General features: G+C 40.9%; 15 protein-coding genes. 9 read left to right on the top strand and 6 right to left on the bottom strand.

Annotated elements, in window-relative coordinates:
- Positions 1–102: 102 nt before the first annotated feature.
- Together BGP78_RS16825 and BGP78_RS16820 are read left to right on the top strand one after the other, a co-directional pair.
- On the top strand, positions 103–1,518 hold the full coding sequence (locus tag BGP78_RS16825) for a DUF1566 domain-containing protein (protein WP_119862464.1): 1,416 nt from the start codon (positions 103–105) through the stop codon (positions 1,516–1,518).
- A 14-nt stretch (positions 1,519–1,532) separates the two neighbouring features.
- Positions 1,533–2,165: a hypothetical protein gene (locus BGP78_RS16820; RefSeq protein WP_119862463.1), complete on the top strand. Its 633-nt coding sequence runs from the start codon at positions 1,533–1,535 to the stop codon at positions 2,163–2,165.
- Between the two features lie 61 nt (positions 2,166–2,226).
- Here the strand turns inward: BGP78_RS16820 and BGP78_RS16815 are convergent, their stop codons facing one another.
- The 3 genes from BGP78_RS16815 to BGP78_RS16805 are packed head-to-tail and all read right to left on the bottom strand — an operon-like array spanning position 2,227 to position 5,005.
- A complete protein-coding gene (locus tag BGP78_RS16815) occupies positions 2,227–2,919 on the bottom strand; it encodes an SDR family oxidoreductase (RefSeq protein ID WP_119862462.1) in 693 nt (230 codons plus the stop codon).
- A gap of 49 nt (positions 2,920–2,968) precedes the next feature.
- A complete protein-coding gene (locus tag BGP78_RS16810) occupies positions 2,969–3,454 on the bottom strand; it encodes an N-acetyltransferase (RefSeq protein ID WP_119862461.1) in 486 nt (161 codons plus the stop codon).
- Between the two features lie 54 nt (positions 3,455–3,508).
- On the bottom strand, positions 3,509–5,005 hold the full coding sequence (locus BGP78_RS16805; protein ID WP_119862460.1) for a DUF3612 domain-containing protein: 1,497 nt from the start codon (positions 5,003–5,005) through the stop codon (positions 3,509–3,511).
- A gap of 168 nt (positions 5,006–5,173) precedes the next feature.
- Between BGP78_RS16805 and BGP78_RS16800 the strand changes: the two genes are divergently transcribed.
- From BGP78_RS16800 to BGP78_RS16780, 5 genes are all read left to right on the top strand, one after another.
- Positions 5,174–5,677, top strand: a complete 504-nt coding sequence (locus tag BGP78_RS16800; protein ID WP_119862459.1) for a malate synthase — start codon at positions 5,174–5,176, stop codon at positions 5,675–5,677.
- A gap of 193 nt (positions 5,678–5,870) precedes the next feature.
- Entirely contained in the window at positions 5,871–6,746 is an 876-nt protein-coding gene (kynA, locus tag BGP78_RS16795; protein ID WP_119862458.1) for a tryptophan 2,3-dioxygenase, read from the top strand.
- A gap of 23 nt (positions 6,747–6,769) precedes the next feature.
- Entirely contained in the window at positions 6,770–7,957 is a 1,188-nt protein-coding gene (locus tag BGP78_RS16790; protein ID WP_119862457.1) for an aminotransferase class V-fold PLP-dependent enzyme, read from the top strand.
- 482 nt (positions 7,958–8,439) lie between these two features.
- Positions 8,440–9,210 carry a putative porin gene (locus tag BGP78_RS16785; RefSeq protein WP_119862456.1) on the top strand — a complete coding sequence of 257 codons (771 nt, stop codon included), beginning with the start codon at positions 8,440–8,442 and terminating at the stop codon, positions 9,208–9,210.
- Between the two features lie 652 nt (positions 9,211–9,862).
- A complete protein-coding gene (locus BGP78_RS16780) occupies positions 9,863–12,460 on the top strand; it encodes an ExeM/NucH family extracellular endonuclease (RefSeq protein ID WP_119862455.1) in 2,598 nt (865 codons plus the stop codon).
- Between the two features lie 73 nt (positions 12,461–12,533).
- Here the strand turns inward: BGP78_RS16780 and BGP78_RS16775 are convergent, their stop codons facing one another.
- On the bottom strand, positions 12,534–13,316 hold the full coding sequence (locus BGP78_RS16775) for a PhzF family phenazine biosynthesis protein (protein WP_119862454.1): 783 nt from the start codon (positions 13,314–13,316) through the stop codon (positions 12,534–12,536).
- 413 nt (positions 13,317–13,729) lie between these two features.
- Between BGP78_RS16775 and BGP78_RS16770 the strand changes: the two genes are divergently transcribed.
- Both BGP78_RS16770 and BGP78_RS16765 read left to right on the top strand, forming a co-directional pair.
- Positions 13,730–15,697, top strand: coding sequence for an FAD-dependent L-amino acid oxidase (locus BGP78_RS16770; RefSeq protein WP_119862453.1), 1,968 nt, complete (start codon positions 13,730–13,732; stop codon positions 15,695–15,697).
- Between the two features lie 224 nt (positions 15,698–15,921).
- On the top strand, positions 15,922–18,498 hold the full coding sequence (locus BGP78_RS16765; protein ID WP_119862452.1) for a zinc-dependent metalloprotease: 2,577 nt from the start codon (positions 15,922–15,924) through the stop codon (positions 18,496–18,498).
- A gap of 274 nt (positions 18,499–18,772) precedes the next feature.
- Here BGP78_RS16765 and BGP78_RS22700 read toward each other — a convergent pair whose 3' ends face one another.
- Positions 18,773–18,946 carry a hypothetical protein gene (locus BGP78_RS22700; RefSeq protein WP_182912307.1) on the bottom strand — a complete coding sequence of 58 codons (174 nt, stop codon included), beginning with the start codon at positions 18,944–18,946 and terminating at the stop codon, positions 18,773–18,775.
- A gap of 600 nt (positions 18,947–19,546) precedes the next feature.
- Positions 19,547–20,503: a YhcG family protein gene (locus BGP78_RS16760; RefSeq protein WP_404936054.1), complete on the bottom strand. Its 957-nt coding sequence runs from the start codon at positions 20,501–20,503 to the stop codon at positions 19,547–19,549.
- Positions 20,504–20,780 lie beyond the last annotated feature (277 nt).

Raw genomic sequence — 20,780 nt, 5'->3', positions numbered from 1 at the left:
CTCAAATAAAAGTCTGTGTCTAATATAAAATAAATAATCGCATTTAAATATTGCAAATATAAAAATAATAAACACCTATTACCGTCTGAAATAAAGGAAAGTATGAAAATATCTACAGCGGCTATGTACACTAAAAGGCATCGAAAAAAGTTTATTTACCTCTGTTTTATTACTACGCTCACTGGCTGTAATTATAGCCCTGATGACTCCCAAGATAATGAGTCGCCTAGTGATCCTATTGATGACCCTATTGATGACCCAATCATGGTTACACTACCCACCATTCCTTTATGTAATGGTCCCTGTAGCTGCGATGACATTATTCTCAAAGGTAACGACACTGGCATACACTATAGCGCCGACTACCCAACCGAAAACTTATCGGCTTGTAATCAACAAGCTCCCTTTATACAGGATTGCCAGATAGGCCGAGATCAGCAGGCCCTAGGAGGAACACTAGAAAAAGCAGGGTTTGGTAATGCAGGCTTTGATTACTCTAAAATATCGAATAGTGGCGCACTACTGCCGAATGACGCGCAAACGTGGCAATGTATTCAAGACAATCACACGGGACTCATTTGGGAGGTAAAAGCACCACAATCGAGTGGACTAGCTAACGCCGCCGACCAAACCTACAGTTATGCAAACCCTCGTTTTCTCGACTATTCTAGTGAGAATTTAGGGGTCTGTAATATTGAAGACGGCTGTGATACGCACAAGTATCTCACGCTCATTAATGCGCAAGCACTCTGCGGTTTTACCGATTGGCGGTTGCCTTCTAAAATAGAATTACAAGATTTAGTTGATTATAGCGCGGCTCAACCCGCGATTGATTTAACCGCCTTTCCACACACTAAAGTAGGAAATTACTGGACAGATACCATAGACACCGATGATACAAACAGCATTTGGGCGGTTAACTTTAATTTTGGTACTGCTGCGGGAGGGGTCAGTACCAATAAACAAATGATAAGACTGGTCAGAGGCAATGCTTTTGTCAGTCAGCTCCCTGCAGAGAATGACTTGGAAATAAACAGTGAGCTAAGAAATGAAGTTGCTCCGAAACAACGCTGTAATCGCATAGTTGATGCGACCGCACCGATTGCGCGATTTAAAAGGGATAATACTGGCAGTGTACTCGATACATTTACAGGATTGATTTGGCAAGCATGTGTGGCAGGAAAAAACGGTGAAAATTGCACCGAAGGAGAAGCAAGCTTATACACATGGCAAGAAGCCCTCGAACATGCACAAGAGAGAAGCGAGCAAGCTCAAAAGCCTTGGCGGCTGCCAAATTTAAAAGAGTTACAACGTACCATCGAAAACCAATGTGAAGAGCCTGCTTTGAATCCATTTGCGTTTCCAAATGTGCCTATGACACAAGTTTGGAGCGCAACGCCACATAGTAAAGAAACAGATAAATCGTATCACTATCAATACCAAAACAGCATTATTTTTTACGGTACAAGAACCGAAAAGCACGCAGTACATTTAGTACGAGATTGTCACTTTCAGTAAAGGACTGATCATTTATGAGATGCACAATAAAAGTATTACTTAACCTTGCTTTAATCAGTATGTTACTTACATACACGAAAGTACGCGCCAACGACCTAGATTTTTATAAATACCATATAGGTGTAAAAACCAGTTACCTTAACGTGAATAATCAAACTAATAAGCCGGCGCAGAATTTATTTCTAGAGGACTTTGGTGCAAGTCTTGGGGCTTTTTACAGCGGTCAATACAACTCGTATATGTCTTTTGCTGTGGGCATAGATTTTATTTATATAGAAGACAAACTCCCCTTCTCTGAGTCAGTTCGTAACGAATTTACTGGTGAGCTTTCGAGCAAAGAATCAAGCATTTTTGGTAAAGCCATTTATGCTGAAGGTGGAATATTCTATCCTTTTCTTTATCAAAACCAGCTGCAAATTGGCATATTGGGAGGATATAGATACAACGATCTAACCCGTACAATATTCCGCTGTGAACAATGCCAAGAACAGGAGCTGTATCAATTTGAAAACTCAGCGTATGTTAAACCATTCATAAAGTACAAATTCAGTGCACGTTTTAGCTTACAAATTGCATATAGCCATTACTTTAATGAGATGGGTTTTGACAACTCAATTGACCTGCAAGTAACGCTGGTTAAGTTTTAACCACACCACTTTAGCGATGTAAAATCCTTTTTTCGGCACCTTTTTTACATTCGAGGTGTCGCTACCACGCGATTTCCTCACCTTTATAACTGTAGAACCCACCACTTTGAGCATCTTGCAAATTATCTATCACCTGCTTTAAGCCTTCTGCAGATTCTTGAGCATCAATCAAAGCGTTAGGGCCTCCCATCGTTGTTTTCACCCACCCAGGATGTAACGACACCGTTTTTATCCCTTGAGGCAATAAGTCATTAGATAAACTTTTAATCGATGAGTTAAGCGCCGCTTTAGAGCTACGATAGAGATAGCCTCCACCTTTGGTGTTTTCTGTTTGACTTCCCACCCGAGAAGAAATAGCCGCAATCGTTTTTAGCTCACTTGCTTCAATATGGGTAATAAACGCTTCCGCTAACTTTATTGGTGCGATCACATTGGTCTCAAAAACAGCTCTCCAAGCAGTTTCATCGCATTCTCCAAATTTATACCCTTTTGGCCCGTATAAACCTGCATTATTAAGTAAAACATCAACCACCTGCCCATTAAGCTGCGTCGCTAATTGGTTTACTTGAGTATAATCAGTTACATCTAACGCAAAAATCGTTAATGAGCGATAACGTAATGTCAGAGATTGCAACTCGTCAGCTTGACTTGGCACTCTACATGTTGCTAACACTTGCCAGCCAGCTTTTAAATATACTTTAGTTAAAGCAAGCCCAACGCCACGATTTGCGCCGGTGATCAATAAAGTCTTCACACGCTTATACTCCTTAAAAATGTGGACAATTTACGATACTGTCAGCAGATCAGATCTCGGTTAATTTATCCGCGACATATAATTGCATAAATACAGACTCAGGATCTGGCTGATAAGTTCCGTAACTTTCGCGTTCATAAAAACCAAAGTGGCGATACAATGCAATGGCTTCATGTTGTTGTGCACCCGTTTCTAACATCACTTTATTCAACCCTCGCTCAGTAACTACGGCTAATAAATGACTCAATATTGCTTTTGATAGCCCTAATCCACGGAAATTCGGCTTAACATAGATGCGCTTCAATTCACCATATGGCCCATCACTGTCTTGATTAAATATCACGGCGCCACATGCAGCTAAGTTATCCTCTAGATAGATCCCATAAAATCCCACATTATCTCTATCCACTTCTATTGCTGGTAATAAAACATTGAGTTCAGCTGGGTATAAGCCATTCATCAACTCATCAATTTCGGCAAAAATCTCAACCACACCTACGCTAGATGAGGTTAACTTTTGTATTTTGCTCTTCATTCACGCTCCTCACACTAAAAAACAAAGTTACTATAATGGGTACTCTGTTTCAAGCTAGATATTGTAACAACTCGGCGATCTCGGACATTCGTTACCCCGAGTACAGATCACACGCACCTCATTGTCCATACCTCGTTCAATCCAATTGATATTTAAAATGCGTGCAACACTAAGTAACTGCGCCCTGAGCGAGCGAGGGATGACACTGGAGCCACCATGCTTTATGCATAATTTCTTCAGTTGCGACACCATTATTTGCGGATCTCCGCCTTGCGCTAAAATAGCAGGGTTTAAATCAATCCCCGCACACAATATATGCGCATTACCAGCCAAGTCATCAACTTGAACAGATTCACAGCAATACAACCTCGCCTCACCGCCAACCGTTAATATGGAAAGTTGAGCACTACTTTCCCCGCTGATATCCGAAAATTTACGAAATACAGCCCAATGCTGACAAGGATCTTCAACACTGCGCATATTTCCCCAAGGTAATGGGATCCCATTACCTCGATATACTGCTTTTAACTTGCCTGGTTTGTAAGCATCAAAATAATGCCAATGTGGATAAGACGACACCACCGTCATTCTTCTCATTGCGACAGAGGCAGATATACCGAGCTGTGCATGTACCTTTATATCGTATCCAGTTCGGTCTAAAAGCTGCCGAAAAGGCGCCTTAGGACACAGTAAAGCACCAGCAAAAAAGCTTGATTCAAAATCCCGCCATGCATTCAATGTATCTTGCGCACTTGGCGTACTTGCTTCTCGGATCGCATCCGTGTCATGCCCGCCAATTTGTAAAATACACTGTAGCCCTTCTAAATTATGCAATACAGCATGGCCAATATGCACGGCTAAATCATATTTCAAACGACTGTGACGTTGTTGCAAAACTCGATTTAAGTTCACAATATTAGGCGCTGAAAAATAAGACGTGATAAGTGCTTTTGGTGATGCGCTATTGCTAGCAAACTCTGGTATATCAGTTTGATCAAACCACTTAATTACTAATCCCTTGTCATGGGCAATCCCCATCAAATCATCGCTGGTCAAATAAAGGTTTTTCTGCCCTACCTCCTCAGCAGCCCGTTCTAAATCAGGAAAGTGATTTTGATGATGCTCTTGATATGCGCGGATCAATAGCTGGGCAAATTGACGACCACTGATCCCCGTTTGTGACAACATTTCAGGAATAGCTATTTGTAATATATCGTTAGAAAATAGAAAGTTGGGTTCTAGTGCCATGCCTTCTATTCCGCCATGGTTCCCTTTTAATGGTGTGATAGTGTCTGGCTCGGGCTCATTATCTAAAAACCATTCTAATGGCTTTTGAAAGACCTCAGCCAAATTGTCTAGCATATCCATGCTCGGCGTTCTTTTTCCGCGTTCAATCATAGACAAATAGGACACTGAAGGTGCTGATTGCGCGTCTACACGAATACATCGTGCTGATAAATCTTCTAGGGTCAAATGATTACGCTTTCTAAGGTTTCGTATTTTAGTGCCCGTAAAATGGGATTTTCGTATCAAACTTTGGTCTTTTTTCATCAGATCATGCTACTTGAGTCACAGTGAATACAAATTAACCATAGCATTTTTTGTGAAATTTACACTGTAAAATTCTTTTTGTGAAATTTTATAATTTTTTCACCTACACTCGTTTTGTACTCTCACAAATAGACTTTATTATCACAACGAACAGAATGAGGAAATACCATGACAGCACTAACCCGTTCAGACCTTGACCAACCCTCGCTCACAGAGCAAAAGCTTGACCTTGCAAAACGCTTTTTAGATGAACAATGCCCATTAGATAATGGCTCGCACTTAAATACCACACATTACGTTGTTTACTATAACCACCTCATGGCCTTCTTCCCTGATGGAAGCCATTGCGGCCTGCAACAACCAAGTCAATTTGTCGCATTATGTGGGCACAAAGATGATCCAACGGCTATTTTGCTAAAGAAATCAGACGGGCTACATATTGAATTAGCATTTAACCGTTGTGGAAAAACAGGTAAATGTGACAGTGCTCATATCGATGATATTCAGATTGAAACGCAACTAAGTGCATTAGACAATGCCCATGCCCAACCTCAGCTTAAACGTTTATGGATGAGCTTTTTAAGCGGTGTACAACACGCTTTATGTGACACATCCGGTGTAAAGCAATATACCGCCAAAGATGGCAGTGACTACCAACTTAATACTTACTAATTCACGTATTGGCCATGTTAACCTCATGGCCTTGTCATTAAATAATCATAGCGCCATTAAACATGGCTATGTGCAAAAAAGCAGCCGCTAACACTTAACTTCCTCTTTGTTGTTCTCCCAATAGCTTGGTATGGTTAATAATAAAATATTATTCCAAATAAGAATTAACATCACCAATAAAACAGGAATCGTTATGAGTTGTCCCTATAGCAGTAAGCCCAACCAATCAGCGTCCATAAGTAACCATAGGGATGTAGAAGAAAGTATTCATACTGATTTTAAAGACGATATGTCCTATGGCGACTATTTAAATCTTGAGAAAGTACTTTCAGCCCAACACCCTCTGTCAGACCAACATGACGAAATGTTATTTATTGTCATTCATCAAGCCAGTGAGTTATGGATAAAGCTCGCAGGACATGAGCTTACAGAGGCCATTAGCAATATTAAAAATGGCGATTTTGGCCACGCTTTTAAAGTGATTTCACGGGTAAAGCAAATTCTTGGACAACTCACTCAATCCTGGGGGATTTTATCTACATTGACTCCTGTAGATTACTTAAAGTTTCGCGATACGCTAGGTCACTCATCTGGGTTTCAATCATATGGCTACCGAAAAATCGAGTTTTTACTGGGTAATAAAAATGCCCAATTACTCAAAGTCCATGAAAATGATCCATCGGTTCATCAAGAACTAGATACGATACTGAACCAACCCAGTTTATATGATGAAGCCTTACTCGCTTTAAAATCACATGGCCTACCTATAGACGACAGTGTTATACACCGAGATTTCAGCCAACCTTATCAGCATAATGACAGTGTTTTACAAGCTTGGCTCACGGTATATCAAAATGCAGAACACTATTTTCACCTGTATGAACTGGCAGAAAAACTGGTCGATATTGAAGACAGCTTTCAGCAATGGCGCTTTAAACATATGTATACTGTACAGCGAATTATCGGAAACAAAATAGGAACAGGTGGTTCTTCAGGGGTGAGCTTCCTAAAAAAAGCACTTGATATTAGCTTCTTCCCTGAACTCTTTGATCTACGTACTCAATTATAACACGCCTTTAATGGAGTAGAATAATGACAACAGAACTTGCCCGCCAATTACAACCATACTATCAAGATTTTAAAGTGCATGAGCGGCTATTACTATCAGGCCATTCACATCAAGCTTGGCCTGACGTAGCAAAGCAAGGCATATTAGAATGCTATCAACACGCCGCTGAGCATATTGACGACAAGTGGCAATTTGCATTTCAAAAAGCGGAAAGAGTTAAAGCCTTTTATGAATCATTACTTGGTGAACCCGGCGCGCAAATCACCCTAGGCTCGTCAACCCATGAGCTTATATTGCGGTTTTTATCTGATTTAGACTGCTTTAAATCTCCTAACAAAAAACCTATTCGTATTGTCACCACAGATGGTGAATTCCACTCTATGCGCCGTCAGCTCAATCGTTTAAAAGATCTTAATATCGATATTCAAACACTCCCAGTACACCCAACCCACACTTTAGCACAGCGGCTCATAGAGGCAGTTGACGCAAACACAGACGCAGTGATGGTTTCCGCCGTATTTTATGGCACTAGCGAGATATTCGAGGATATAGGACATGTAGCACACCATGCATATTCGAAGGGAGTCCCCTGCTTAGTCGATGCCTACCATGCATTAAATGTCATCCCTTTTAATATAAAAGACAAGCAATTAGAACATGCATTCATCATGTCGGGCGGATACAAATACTGCCAAGCAGGTGAGGGAAATTGCATGTTAAGAATTCCAGAAAACTATCAAGGTAGCCCTATCATTACCGGCTGGTTTGCCGAGTTTAATGTACTTGAACAAGCACCAGGAGAAGTAAAGTATGCCAAAGGTAGCAGTGCTTTTTCAGGATCAACCTATGATCCTGTTAGCCACTATCGCGCCGCTGCCGTCTTTGATTTTTTCAAGTCTCAACGCCTAACGCCCGAGAAATTACGAGAAATAAGCCAGCAACAAATCGCTTTTCTGAGTGATGGCATTAAGTCACAGCCAAAACTCAGCCAGCACTTTACCTTTTCTGCCCACTCGATTGCGCGCAACGCAGGGTTTTTAGCCTTAACCACAAAAAATGCGAATCAATGGGCCACACAACTCAACACACACGGAGTACAATGTGATAGCCGTGGTCAACAGTTACGTTTGGGGCCAGCCCCCTACGTCAGCTTTGCTCAATTAACCCAAGCAATTACCATCATGGATAAAATCAGCCTCAGTATGACATGACTAAAAAGCAGTCAACCGCGACGTATGTCTTGAACGTGTTTTTGAATTTACGATATACGTCGATAACATAAGGAGAACTTCATCTAAATGTTGGTACATTGTAAATAACACACCTAAATGCGTTAGAGATAATACATTTCTGACTTGAATCCATAACTCCTCACTCATTGTTATCTGCAAATGTAACAATACTTCGCACACTAGCATCAAAGAGAAATAAAAGTATCACCCCATAATTTGAACATTACCTCATTAATGATAAATAACATGCGAGAAAGCATCATGCTAAAATCGCACTTGGCAGTTAATGCACAAGCCAAGATATTATGGGAACTGAGCTGTTGTTGAACAACAGCTCAGCTGGTGAAGCCCTTACAGATTTAATAAGAACTTTGCCCATGATTATATCGAACTTAAGCTGAATTCAAATTGACGCTGATATATAATCAGGCCTCTTTTTTGTTAAAAATACAAGGAAAGTTATGCGTACACTAATATCTTTATCTCTTTTAGCCATCTCATGCACTCACGTAGCAGCATCAGAAACCAAACAATGGTTTAATAACGTCAGTTACACAGACCACGAACATGCTCAAAACAGTCAATCATTATCGAGCCATTATTACTTCGCCCCACAACAACACTCGGGTGTTTGGGATGATTTTAGTTACCTAGATACTGATACAAATATTGCATTAAGTTATGTTGATTCTGGCTCTGATTCAATGACAGGTGTATCTGCTGAAGGGTTTTATGGCAATTGGTTTGGTACCATTTCTGCACCAGATTTAGGGGAACTCGACAACAGAGCCATCGGATTTGGTTATTTGTACAATGACGCTTTAAAAGTGTCTATTTCACGTCATCAACTTAAATATGGCTCAGACGAAACTTCATTCAAAGCGCAATACAACCACCAAATTAATGAGAGTGATTATCTAGGTTTCACTGCTATGACAGATGATGGGTTTGATACTTGGGGAATTACAAGCCGATACTTTACTCACTTAAATAACGATACTTTTTTTGCCTTAGATGTTGGCCATTCTGAAAACGATCAGCATTCGACGACATCGATATTTGCTGATTACTACTTCACCCGAAATGTAGCACTGGGTGTTGGGAAAACAGGGAGTTATGAGTCTATTCAAGCCAAGTACTTTTTTAATAATACGTACTACCTGAAAGCTAACTATACAAAAGGTTACGGCAGCTCAGATATTATTGCAGCAAGCTTTACAGCACAGTTCTAAATAAAGGACCGAAATCCTGTGGTGTATGTTTATACCACGGGCAACCTCTCCATATCGTCGCTATCATTTCCTTACTGTCTACTCTATCACCCAGTCAAATGAGCATGTCAATGCGCATATTGGCTCCTCACCATCTAAGTTTATTTAACCTCAGGTTTGGATAAGGGTCTCGAAATAGAAAATGTTTTGAAAACAAACTTAACTACAATCCAATGATGATATTTCGCTAAATATCAAGGCGCTTTTATGCAGTAATAACGGGCTATTACAAATGAAAGCAACGCCGAGAGTGAGAAAAATAGCTTTATTGGGCAAATTCGCTTATCTAGAGCTGAGGTTATTTAGCTTGTTAATCAACAGACAAGATCTCTCAGCGAATAATATTTCAACATAAAACTCTAAATTTTGACCATGTGTAATAAATACGGTGTAATGTCTCACTTATGAAGACACTTCACCACTCCTAATCCTTGCCAAACTACAAACTCAAGCACCCAAAACAAAAGATCAAAAAACCTAAAAGAACCTAAAAAAAAACCCAAATACAACAAAACAAAAACAATTGACACATTTTAGAAACAAAAATAAAGTAGAATATATCAGTAAAATTTTATATTCAAAATAATAAATCAATCACGGGAACTATAATAAGATGTTTAAAAAAGCAGTTTTGGCATCGCTGATTTCAGCGATCTGCTTGCCAACGCAAGCACAACTCATTATTTCTGAGTACGTAGAAGGAAGCAGTAATAACAAGGCTATTGAGCTGTATAACACTGATGCTGAGCCAATCAACTTAGCTGGGCACACCCTGTCATATTACTTTAATGGTAAAACGACGGCTGGCAGAACAATTGACCTAGAGGGTACTATAGCACCAAAAAGTACCTTCGTGGTTGCACATTCAAGTGCTACCGCTGAACTTGCAGATAAAGCACAATTATTATCAGGCGGCAGCTGGTATAACGGTGATGATGCCGTTGTTTTGAGCCAAGGTAATAATGTTATAGACAGTTTAGGACAAAAAGGAGTTGACCCGGGCAGTAGTTGGTCTGACTCAGGAGTAAGCACAAAAGATAGCTCACTATTACGTATTAATACAATAATAGAAGGCGATACTAACGATACTGATACTTTTGTTCCTTCTGAACAGTGGAGCGCATTAGCAAAAGATGACTTCTCTAATATTGGGCTGCATAACAGTGAACAACCACCTGAGCCACCCACACTCGTTTGTAACGACAACAACACCTTAATAAATCGTGTTCAAGGCGCTGATCAAGAAAGCCCAATGGTGGGAGAATACGTAGAGATCCAAGGTATTGTTACCCTCAGCTTACAAGGCAATGAGCAACTTAAAGGCTTTTTCCTACAAGAAGAGCCTACTCAATACGACAATGATCCGCTTACCTCTGAAGGCATATTCATATCATACGCTGATACCTCTGTGGCCGCAGGAGATATCATTAAAGTATCAGGTATCGTGCAAGAACAGTATGGGCAAACTCAGCTTGCATCAATCAACGGCATCCTTAACTGTGGCACAGCACCCGTAATAACTACAGATATCACAATGCCCGTTTTACCGAGCCTCGAAGCCTATGAAAGCATGCTGGTTAATGTAACCAATGAGTTAGTCGTCAATGACACCTATGGCTTAAAGCGCTATGGTGAAATTAAATTGGCCAGTGAGCGGTTATATCAATCAACTCAACTTGCTTTACCGGGTGAAGCTGCCAATACGTTAGAAGCACAAAATAAACAAAAAGAGCTCACACTAGACGACAGTATTACAACGCAAAACCCTGACGTGATCCCCTATCCAATCCCAGAACTTGACGCATATAACACGTTAAGGCTCGGTGACAAGGTCAACAACATTCAAGGTGTAATTGGCTTTGGTTATAGTCAGTATCGTGTTCACCCAACACAGCAACCTAATTTCACACAGCAAAACCCTCGTACTGAAACCCCTCAGGTAACAGAGCGTGGTGACTTACGTATTGCAAGCTTCAATGTACTTAATTACTTCAATGGTGATGGCCAAGGCGGTGGGTTCCCTACACCCCGAGGCGCAGACAACCAAGAAGAGTTTGACCGCCAAAAGGCAAAAACAGTCAATGCCATGCTTGCACTTGATGCAGACATTATCGGTATTTTAGAAATGGAAAATGACGGCTTTGACGAGCTCAGCGCATTGGCCGACTTAACTTCTGCACTTAATGAGCAAGACAGCACCAATCAATATGCTTATGTAAATTTAAATACAACGCAAGTGGGCGGTGACGCCATCATGTCTGCACTTATCTATCGCAGTAATAAAGTGAAAGAAATTGGCACAGCCTCGTTCACAGAAGCGGTACCTTTTGACTACGGTAATCGGCCACCCGTCATGCAGACTTTTGAATCACTCTCAAGCCAAGAAGTATTTAATGTAGTGATCACACATTTACGCTCTAAGGGTAGCTGTGGCAGCGCTGAAGGCTTAGATCAAGATCAAAATGACGGCCAAGGCTGCTGGAACCTAACCCGCATCAATGCTGTAAAAGCGCTATCGTCATGGATTGCGACAGAACCAACCGGCATATCAGACCCAGACACTCTGATTTTGGGCGATATTAACGCCTATGGACAAGAAGACCCTATTCGTACTTTCACAGAGCAAGGGTATACCAATATTAAGCAGCAATTAAATGGCAACACTGATGATTACTCATATGTGTATAAAGGCCGTATCGGTAGCCTTGACCATGCTTTTGCCAGTACACCGATGATGAATAAAGTCATTGCAACCTCTGATTGGCATATTAATGCCGATGAGCCAGCTGCACTGGATTACAATACTGAGTACAAGTCAGATAAGCACAAAGCAAGTTTATATGCCGAACATGTTTATCGTTCATCAGATCACGACCCAATTGTAATTGAGCTTAATACAACACCTACCCAAGATATCATTGAAGGTGAGTTTACTGATATCAATGGCTGGTTATGGTGGCAACGCTTTTCTATTGAATTACCTGAAGGCTACAAAACACTTGAAGTGAGTATTGAAGGGCAAGGTGAGGCTGATCTGTATGTTCGTCACAATCAAAAGCCCTATTTTTTGAGCTTTGATTGTCGTCCATATCTGTGGGGAAGCAACGAGCAATGTACCTTAAATAATGCACAGAGTGGCACATGGCATTTTGGCATACGCGGTATATTCCCCTATAAGAATGTTACTTTGAAATACAAAGCAACGAAGTAAGTTTTCCTTTTATTAACCCACGAAACTGTATATCTATAGAAAAGCTCCGTGGGTTAAATATCAAGCCATATCGTTAAAGAGATATCTCTGCAGTGAGATAATCTGCAACTTGACCACACAATACAACCCTTTCATTAACAACTTGGCACTCAACCGTCCCTGTACGCGCTGAAAGCTGTATTCCCGTAAGCTTAGTTTTATCCAATTTACGCGCCCAAAAAGGTGCAAGTTCGCAATGTGCCGAACCTGTTACTGGATCTTCGTTTACGCGTAACTTAGGGAAGAAGCAGCGGCTCACAAAATCCACCTTGTCACCCTTTGCAGTGACCACAACTCCCCGTTTATCAAGACTATGCCAAGCACTAAAATCCGGCACTAACGTTTTTACCGCGGCTTCATTTTCGAGTACCACAACATAATCAAACCCTGCCCGAACTTCCCTTGGTTTACAATTTCCTAAGCCATTTAATAAAGCTTCTGGTGCTTCTATCACATCGATTTCTGTTGCCGGAAAGTCCATTGCATAGCCTTGCGGTGTTCTGCGCACGTATAGCGAACCACTGCGCGTTAAAAAGCATACCTGAGCCTTTGCATATCCCAAATGCATAAACAATACATGCGCTGCTGCAAGCGTTGCATGGCCACATAAATCAACCTCTTCCATAGGTGTAAACCAACGTAGCTGAAAATTCTCTTCATGCTGAACAAAAAAGGCGGTCTCCGACAAATTATTTTCTTCAGCAATTTTTTGTAGTAAGTCATCTTCCAACCAGGTATTTAACGGAATAACTGCAGCAGGGTTACCCTCAAATGGGTTACTCGCGAATGCATCAACTTGGTATAATGGTAACTTCATTTGAACTCCTCATTTCTCTTAAATCATGTTTTTATTTATACACATTGTGTATACCTACCCATAAACCCCAACAAAACGGGTCCGTATTCTTTGTGTACATCTTAGTTTTCCCCTTGTGTATAGTAAGTGACCTTTTGTTCAAAGGTACAGATCACGCTAAATACACCTCTAAATTATTAATAACACATTATTTTCTAAAAATACCCATCAAAAAAATCATAAAAAAAGAAACTTAAATGTAACGTGCTGTAATAACTTTTTTGCTGTGTATGAGCTAAGGTTTATAAGCCCTGAAAATGTAAATACAAAGTAAATAAAAATATTCAGATTTTAGTTACCGACACTTATTCAATTGGTAATAAGGTGCAAATACAGCTGGATATTAACGCTTACTAACCCCATAAGGAACTATCATGACCCACTGTAAATTCGGTTACGAGATAAAGTCAAAAGCGATCCCTAAATCAGTAAAAGTAGCCATTGTTGGTGCCGGCATGTCTGGCTTATATAGCGCATGGCGTTTAGACAAAGAACAAAAAATACAAGACTTTGCGATATTTGAACGCTCAGATAGAACCGGAGGTCGATTAGATTCAGATTTAATCCATTTCAAAAATCCACACACCGGTGCAGGAGAACCCGAGGTTATCACCGTCAAAGAAGAGCAAGGTGGCATGCGCTTCTTATTTGAAGGGATGGATGACCTAATGGCACTGTTTCTTTCACTCGACTTACAAGATCAAATCGTGCCTTTTCCTATGAACAGTGATGGCAATAATCGCCTTTATTTTCGAGGGGAAAGCTTTTCAGTTACTGACGCACAACAAGATAACTACGCAATTTGGTCACATTTATACAACCTAGCCCCCTCAGAGCAAGGCGTTAACCCAAAAGACATCATCAATGTGGTGTTTAATCGTATTTTGCAAGCCAACCCTCATTTTGATGCCCGCCCTGAGGTTCGCGGCCCTGAGTTTTGGCAATCATTTAGACTCGATTGTCAGTGGCAAAATAAAGGTCTAAATGAGTGGACGCTATGGGATTTATTTTCGGATATGGGTTACAGCCAAGAATGCATCACAATGCTGTACCGTGTACTGGGCTTTAACGGCACTTTTTTATCAAAGATGAATGCAGGCGTGGCATATCAGTTACTCGAAGACTTTCCTGCGGATGTGCAATTTAGAACCTTTAAAGATGGTTTTAGCACCTTACCAAACGCACTTGTAAAACAAATTGGTCCTGAGCGTATTCACTTACAAACCAGCATTGAAGAAATCGATCATGATGAAGCATCAGGCAAATATATTTTGCACTATATTCACTATGATGAACAAGGCCAAGAGCACCGCAGCCAAGTACATGCCGATAAAGTCATTTTAGGTTTACCTCGCTTAGCCTTAGAGCGTTTATTTGTAAAATCAAATGCTTTTAATCGTATGGAAAAAAGAGAGAGTGATAAGCTTTGGAACACGCTGCAAACGACTTCAAATCAACCGCTCCTGAAAGTTAACTTATATTATGATAATGCATGGTGGGGCCAAGGGATCACAGGTCACCCAGCGGTAGAGTTTGGTCCTAATTTTGCTGACTTGCCGACCGGTTCGGTGTATCCATTCTATGCGGTTAATGATGAGCTGGCAGCAGCACTTATGTATGAAGAGCGCGATACGAACCCAAGTCAAACAATTCAACATCAACTCGATACCATTAATAGCCAAAAGTACAAACGCCCAGCAGCGTTGACCATATACTGTGATTATTTAAATATAAATTTTTGGAGTGCGTTACAAAATAAAGGAGAACTTTATCATAATCCAAAGCAAGAACAGTCTGTCGAAAGCGTGCCAAGCGACATGTATCCAGCCTCGGTTGCAGTAGTGCAACAAGCAACAAAATTCTTTAAAGACATTTTCAACACACATTACGTACCAGAACCGATTTTAACCAGCGCTCGTATTTGGGAAGGCAGCGTAAACGCTGATACACCAGATAGTCAAAACTTCGGTTACGGCGTACATCAATGGGCTGTGGGTGCTGACGATAGGCAAGTCATGGAAGATCTAGTTGAACCTTTGCCTAATTTATTCACCTGTGGCGAAGCTTTTTCTGACTATCAAGGCTGGGTTGAAGGTGCACTACGCTCAACTGATCTCGTCCTCAAGCAAGGGTTTGGATTAGACCCACTGAGTGAAGTATATGAAAATACCACGCACATCTGCCCATCCACAGCGGTTAAAGCCGTTTACGAAGAAAACTCAGCAAAACTTATCAACCAATTTATTGATGATCAGTTCAGTGCTAATCAAGCTCCTGTTGAACAACGTTTTGATGAAAATACCGTTATTGGTGTTAATCTAACTTATTTCGATAAACCGTAAACTCATGCAGCAAAGGCGACATACCCGTCGCCTTTATTGATGTCTATAAGCGTAACCATAGTCTCTATACTTTAGAGATTGTGTATCGCAGATCACGTTAAATAACGCTTAATTACCACTCAAACAATCATATTCACCGTATTTTTATGAAATTCACCTTACATCACTACCTCTAACGTGCATAAAAAGTTATATTTCTTACACTGTACCTGTTAGGAATAATTATGACATTCAATAAAAAAATTCTCGCGTTAAGCATTGCTGCGTGTATGAGCACAACACTTTATAGTGCGCACGTCACCGCTGCCGATAAAAATGCGACAAAAGCGGAAGAAAAAAAACAAAAAACGATCGCAGAGATCACTAAAAACCACACTCAGCACGATGGTCTTTTTACGTTATTCCAGAATGAAAGGTCAGGTTCGGTACTACTTAAATTAAATGAATCGCAACTCAACAGCGAATTCATTCATTTCTCTCAAATTATGGATGGCTCTGGTGACTTTGGTTTTAGAGGCAGTTACCGTGGCAGCTCTGTTTACACTTTCAACCGTGTTTTTGACCGCATTGAGATCCGCGCAGAGAACCCACATTTTTACTTCGATCCAAGTAATGCAATAAGTGGTGCTAAAAACGCTAACATCAACCGACCAATTATCGCCAGCGTTAAGATAAAAGCACAAGATGAAAAGAACGGTGATATCCTCATCGATGCGAAAAGCATCTTTTTAACTGAAGCGCTTGATCAAATTAAGCCATCAAAAAATCCAAAACAAAAACCAGGTCAGCGCCGTACTTTAGGTAAACTAAGTAAAGATAAAACAAAATACTTAGCACTGCACAACTACCCGCAAAATACTGATTTAAGTATTGAATATGTGTACGATAGTGCGGCACCAATAAGACCAAGTGTTTCACGCCCAAGTACCGCTGATTTTGCGTTTACAGATGATCGCAGCATTAACCTGCATATACGTCACAGCCTAGTGGCTATGCCTGAAAATAACTTTAAACCGCGTTTTGACGACCCTCGCGTCGGTTATTTTGGTCAAACTAAATACGATATGACGGCACTACAAGATCCAACACCATATCGTGATGTTATTAACCGCTGGCATTTAGAAAAGAAAGATCCAAGTGCGGCACTGTCTGAGCCCGTTGAGCCTATCGTGTGGTGGATTGAAAATACTACCCCTGTTGAATATCGTGATATTATTAAACAAGCAACCCTAGCTTGGAACCCTTCTTTTGAAAAAGCGGGCTTCAAAAATGCCATTGTTGTTAAAACCCAACCTGATGATGCCACTTGGGACGCCGGTGATTTACGTTACAATGTATTACGTTGGACATCTTCTCCAAAAGTACGCTTTTCTGGTTATGGCCCTAGCTTTGCCAACCCTAAAACTGGCCAAATTTTAGGTTCTGATATCATGTTAGAACTTGCTGGATTTACACGTCGTTTAAATGCACTTGATGTGTTTAGTGGTGAACACAGTACAAACACAGCTCAGCATCATCATGATCATTCTGCACTGGTTGAATCTGCACAATTTGGTCAAGCAGCATTAAATGCCTCAGGGGCGAGCGCTGCAGACAAATCTCGTTTTATTGATGAGTACTTGCATTACCTTGTATTACATGAAGTAGGTCATACGCTAGGCTTAAACCACAACATGCGCTCAAGTCAATTGCATTCAAAAGACAAAGTGCAATCAATTATGCCAAGTGACAACTTGCCATTAACGGGCTCTGTAATGGAGTACCCTGCGATCAACTTTGCACCTAATGGCAAAAAACAAGGCTTATATTACACCACCATGACTGGCCCTTATGACGATTGGGTTATTGAATATGGTTATTCTGAGTCACTTAACGACGCAAAAGCTGAGCAACAACGCTTAAATAAAATTTTAGCGCGTTCAACTGAACCAGGAAATGCCTTTGGTAATGATGCCGATGATATGCGTGCACCAGGTAAAGCAATTGACCCTCGTGTAAATATTTATGATTTATCGAGTGACGCGATTGGCTATGCCAATGACCGCTTAGATAGGGTGAATATCCTAGTGTCAGACTTACTAAAACGCTCTGTTGTAGAAGGTCAGTCTTATCAAGGTTTAGTCACAGATTATGCAGTCCTAACTCGTGAGTACCACAACAATGTAGGCGTCGTATCACGTTATATTGGTGGCGTTTACGTCGACCGCGGATTTGCAGGCCAAGAAAATGCTCAAACACCATTCACACCGGTACCAGAGCAAGAGCAAAGACGTGCAATGCAAGTACTGAGCGATTTTGTTTTTGCGCCAGATGCGTTCTCTGTTGACCAAGAACTGGCTCAGCACTTACAAATTCAACGTCGTTTCTTCTTTAACTACTCAAAAACAGAAGATCCAAAGTTCCACGATATGGCATTGCGCACACAAAAGTCAGTGCTAAACCACGTACTGCACCCTGTTGTGTTAAAGCGTATTGTTGATACTGAACTATATGGTAATGAGTTTAAATTAGATGAAGTGTTTACTGAATTAACCAATGCTATTTTCAAAGCTGATGCGAAAAAAGACGTTAATAGTTTCAGACGTAACCTGCAACGTGAATACGTGAATCGTCTAATTAAGATGGCAAGCAACGACAAACGTGGTGCAAGTGTACAAAGCATTCAAGCATTAGCACGTTATAACTTAAAAGAAATTAAAGATATGATTAAGCGTCGTAAAGGTGACACCGTTAGTGCGGCACATAAAGAGCAGCTTATTTACTTGATTTCAAAAACACTCGATCCAAATGGTAAAGCATAAAACTGCCATTGTGGGTTAACTCTTTCGCTGCTAAGTGAAAGGAGATATAACAACCAAAACGGTGCTATTTAGCACCGTTTTTTATTATTGCAGCAATTCGGTTGAAGATGATTTTGTGAGTATGCATATGTATTAAGATGAGCTTAAATTTAAACCCACCCCGCCGTCACCCTAAAATCAAGGGGCTAGGTGTTTGGGATCCATATTTGGCTTAATCCCCGCTTCTCTCAAAAAGGGAGTGTGAAGGCTTCTGGATCCTGAACAAGCTCGTGCCTCACTTTTCAGGACGACGAATTAGTTTAGAATATAGCCACGTGCCAAACTGAGCCACACTGGAAAATGCACTTAAATACGAAGGCAAAACAACGAAACTATATGAGCTTGCACTTAAGCTTAAGCCCACCCCGCCGTCATCCCAAAATCGAGGAACGAGGTGTTTGGACTCCATATTTAGCCTAACACTCGCGTCGCTCTTTATAAAAGTTACAGGGTTACATTTACTGGATCCTGAACAAGCTCGTGCCTCACTTTTCAGGACGACGAATTAGTTTAGAATATAGCCACGTGCCAAACTGAGCCACACTGGAAGATGCACTTAAATACGAAGGCAAAACAACGAAACTGCATGAGCTTACACTAAAGCTTAAACCCACCCCGCCGTCATCCCAAAACCGAAGAACGAGGTGTTTGGGATCCATATTTGGCTTAACCCCCGCTTCTCTCAAAAAGGGGGAGTGAAGGCTTTTGGATCCTGAACAAGCTCGTGCCTCACTTTTCAGGACGACGAATCAGTTTAGAGTATAGCCGCGTGTAAAGCTGGGCCCTATTGGAAAATTCACTTAGATACAAAAGCAAAAACAACGAAACTGCATGAGCTTACACTAAAGCTTAACCCCACCCTGCCGTCATCCCAAAACCGAGGGACGAGGTGTTTGGGATCCATGCTTGCCCAAATACCCAGTCCGCTTAATAGAAAACCCATCATAGTATGTTTACCCGATCTTAAACAAGCTGATAGCTCTTATAAGAGCAACAAGTTTGGCGTTTTCTATGTATCTTTATGGTGTAAATCTAAACGCTGTTTTGCTTTGGCTATAGAATGATGGAGACGCTGTTCCAACTGCTCCATAGATACCAAGTTGGTCAAATACTCCGCCACATGAATATCGCCTTTGTCTAAACCTAGTAGTTCGATCTGCTCTTGCTTTTTACTGGTGCACAGAATGATCCCTAAAGGGGGGTTTTCATCTTCCTCTACTTCATATTTATTGAGCCAGCTCAAATACAGCTCCATTTGACTTTTATGGCTGTGCTTAAATTTTTCGAGCTTCAAATCGATCGCCACTAACCGCTTTAACTTTCGGTTATAAAACAATAAATCAATATAAAAATCATCATTATCTATCTGAATGCGCTTTTGTCGTGCGATAAAGGTAAACCCTGAGCCCAGCTCTAGCAAAAACTGCTCTATATCGCGTAAAATCGCATCTTCTAGATCTTTTTCCAAATACCGATCATTCAATTCTAAAAAGTCCAACATATAAGGATCTTTTAAAACCAGGGCCTGATTAAATTCTCCTGACGATCTTAATTCTGCTAACTCTGCAGATATTGCTGCATCAGGCTTCTTGGCTATAGCGGTGCGCTCAAACATGACAGCACCAATGCGTTCATCCAGTGTACGAGTCGACCATCTCTCTTGTACTGCCATCGTGGTATAAAAATCCCGCTTTAGCGGTTCATCAATGCTACTTAAGATAACAAAATGGCTCCAACTCAATTGTGCAGACAGTGTCTGCACAATTGATAAATCAGCAAACACATCATAAAATTTAACCATCTGTAGTAAATTGCGTTGGCTCCAACCTCGGCCATACTCCGCAGTGAGGGACTTGGATAATTTAGACACCACCTGCTTACCATAATCTGCCCGCTGCCCACCGAGCACTTCTTGATTAATTCGCTGCCCAACATGCCAATATAACAGCGTCAACTCATTATTCACTGCGATCGCAGCTCGCTGTTTTGCATGCGCAATAAGCTGTGAAATATCAGAGACAAAACTAATCCGATTGTATATTAATGGTCATTTCAGGCCTTAAGTGAAAATATTTAAGCCTATTAAGTCTAACGTTTTAAATCATCTTGAGCCAGCTCTGCTCTAAGAGAAGTGCCTGATGTTTTGCCACGTATAATTTATCACACCGTGTGTTTATTAAATGATTACGCACACTCACTTCACAGCTAACGTGTTCTTTATATTTACAAACACACAAATATAA

Origin of the sequence: Pseudoalteromonas sp. MSK9-3 (assembly GCF_003590335.1) — a bacterium.
Lineage (GTDB): Bacteria > Pseudomonadota > Gammaproteobacteria > Enterobacterales > Alteromonadaceae > Pseudoalteromonas.
The sequence above is the reverse complement of the archived record's forward strand: the minus strand, read 5'-3'. Positions and strand labels throughout refer to the sequence as shown.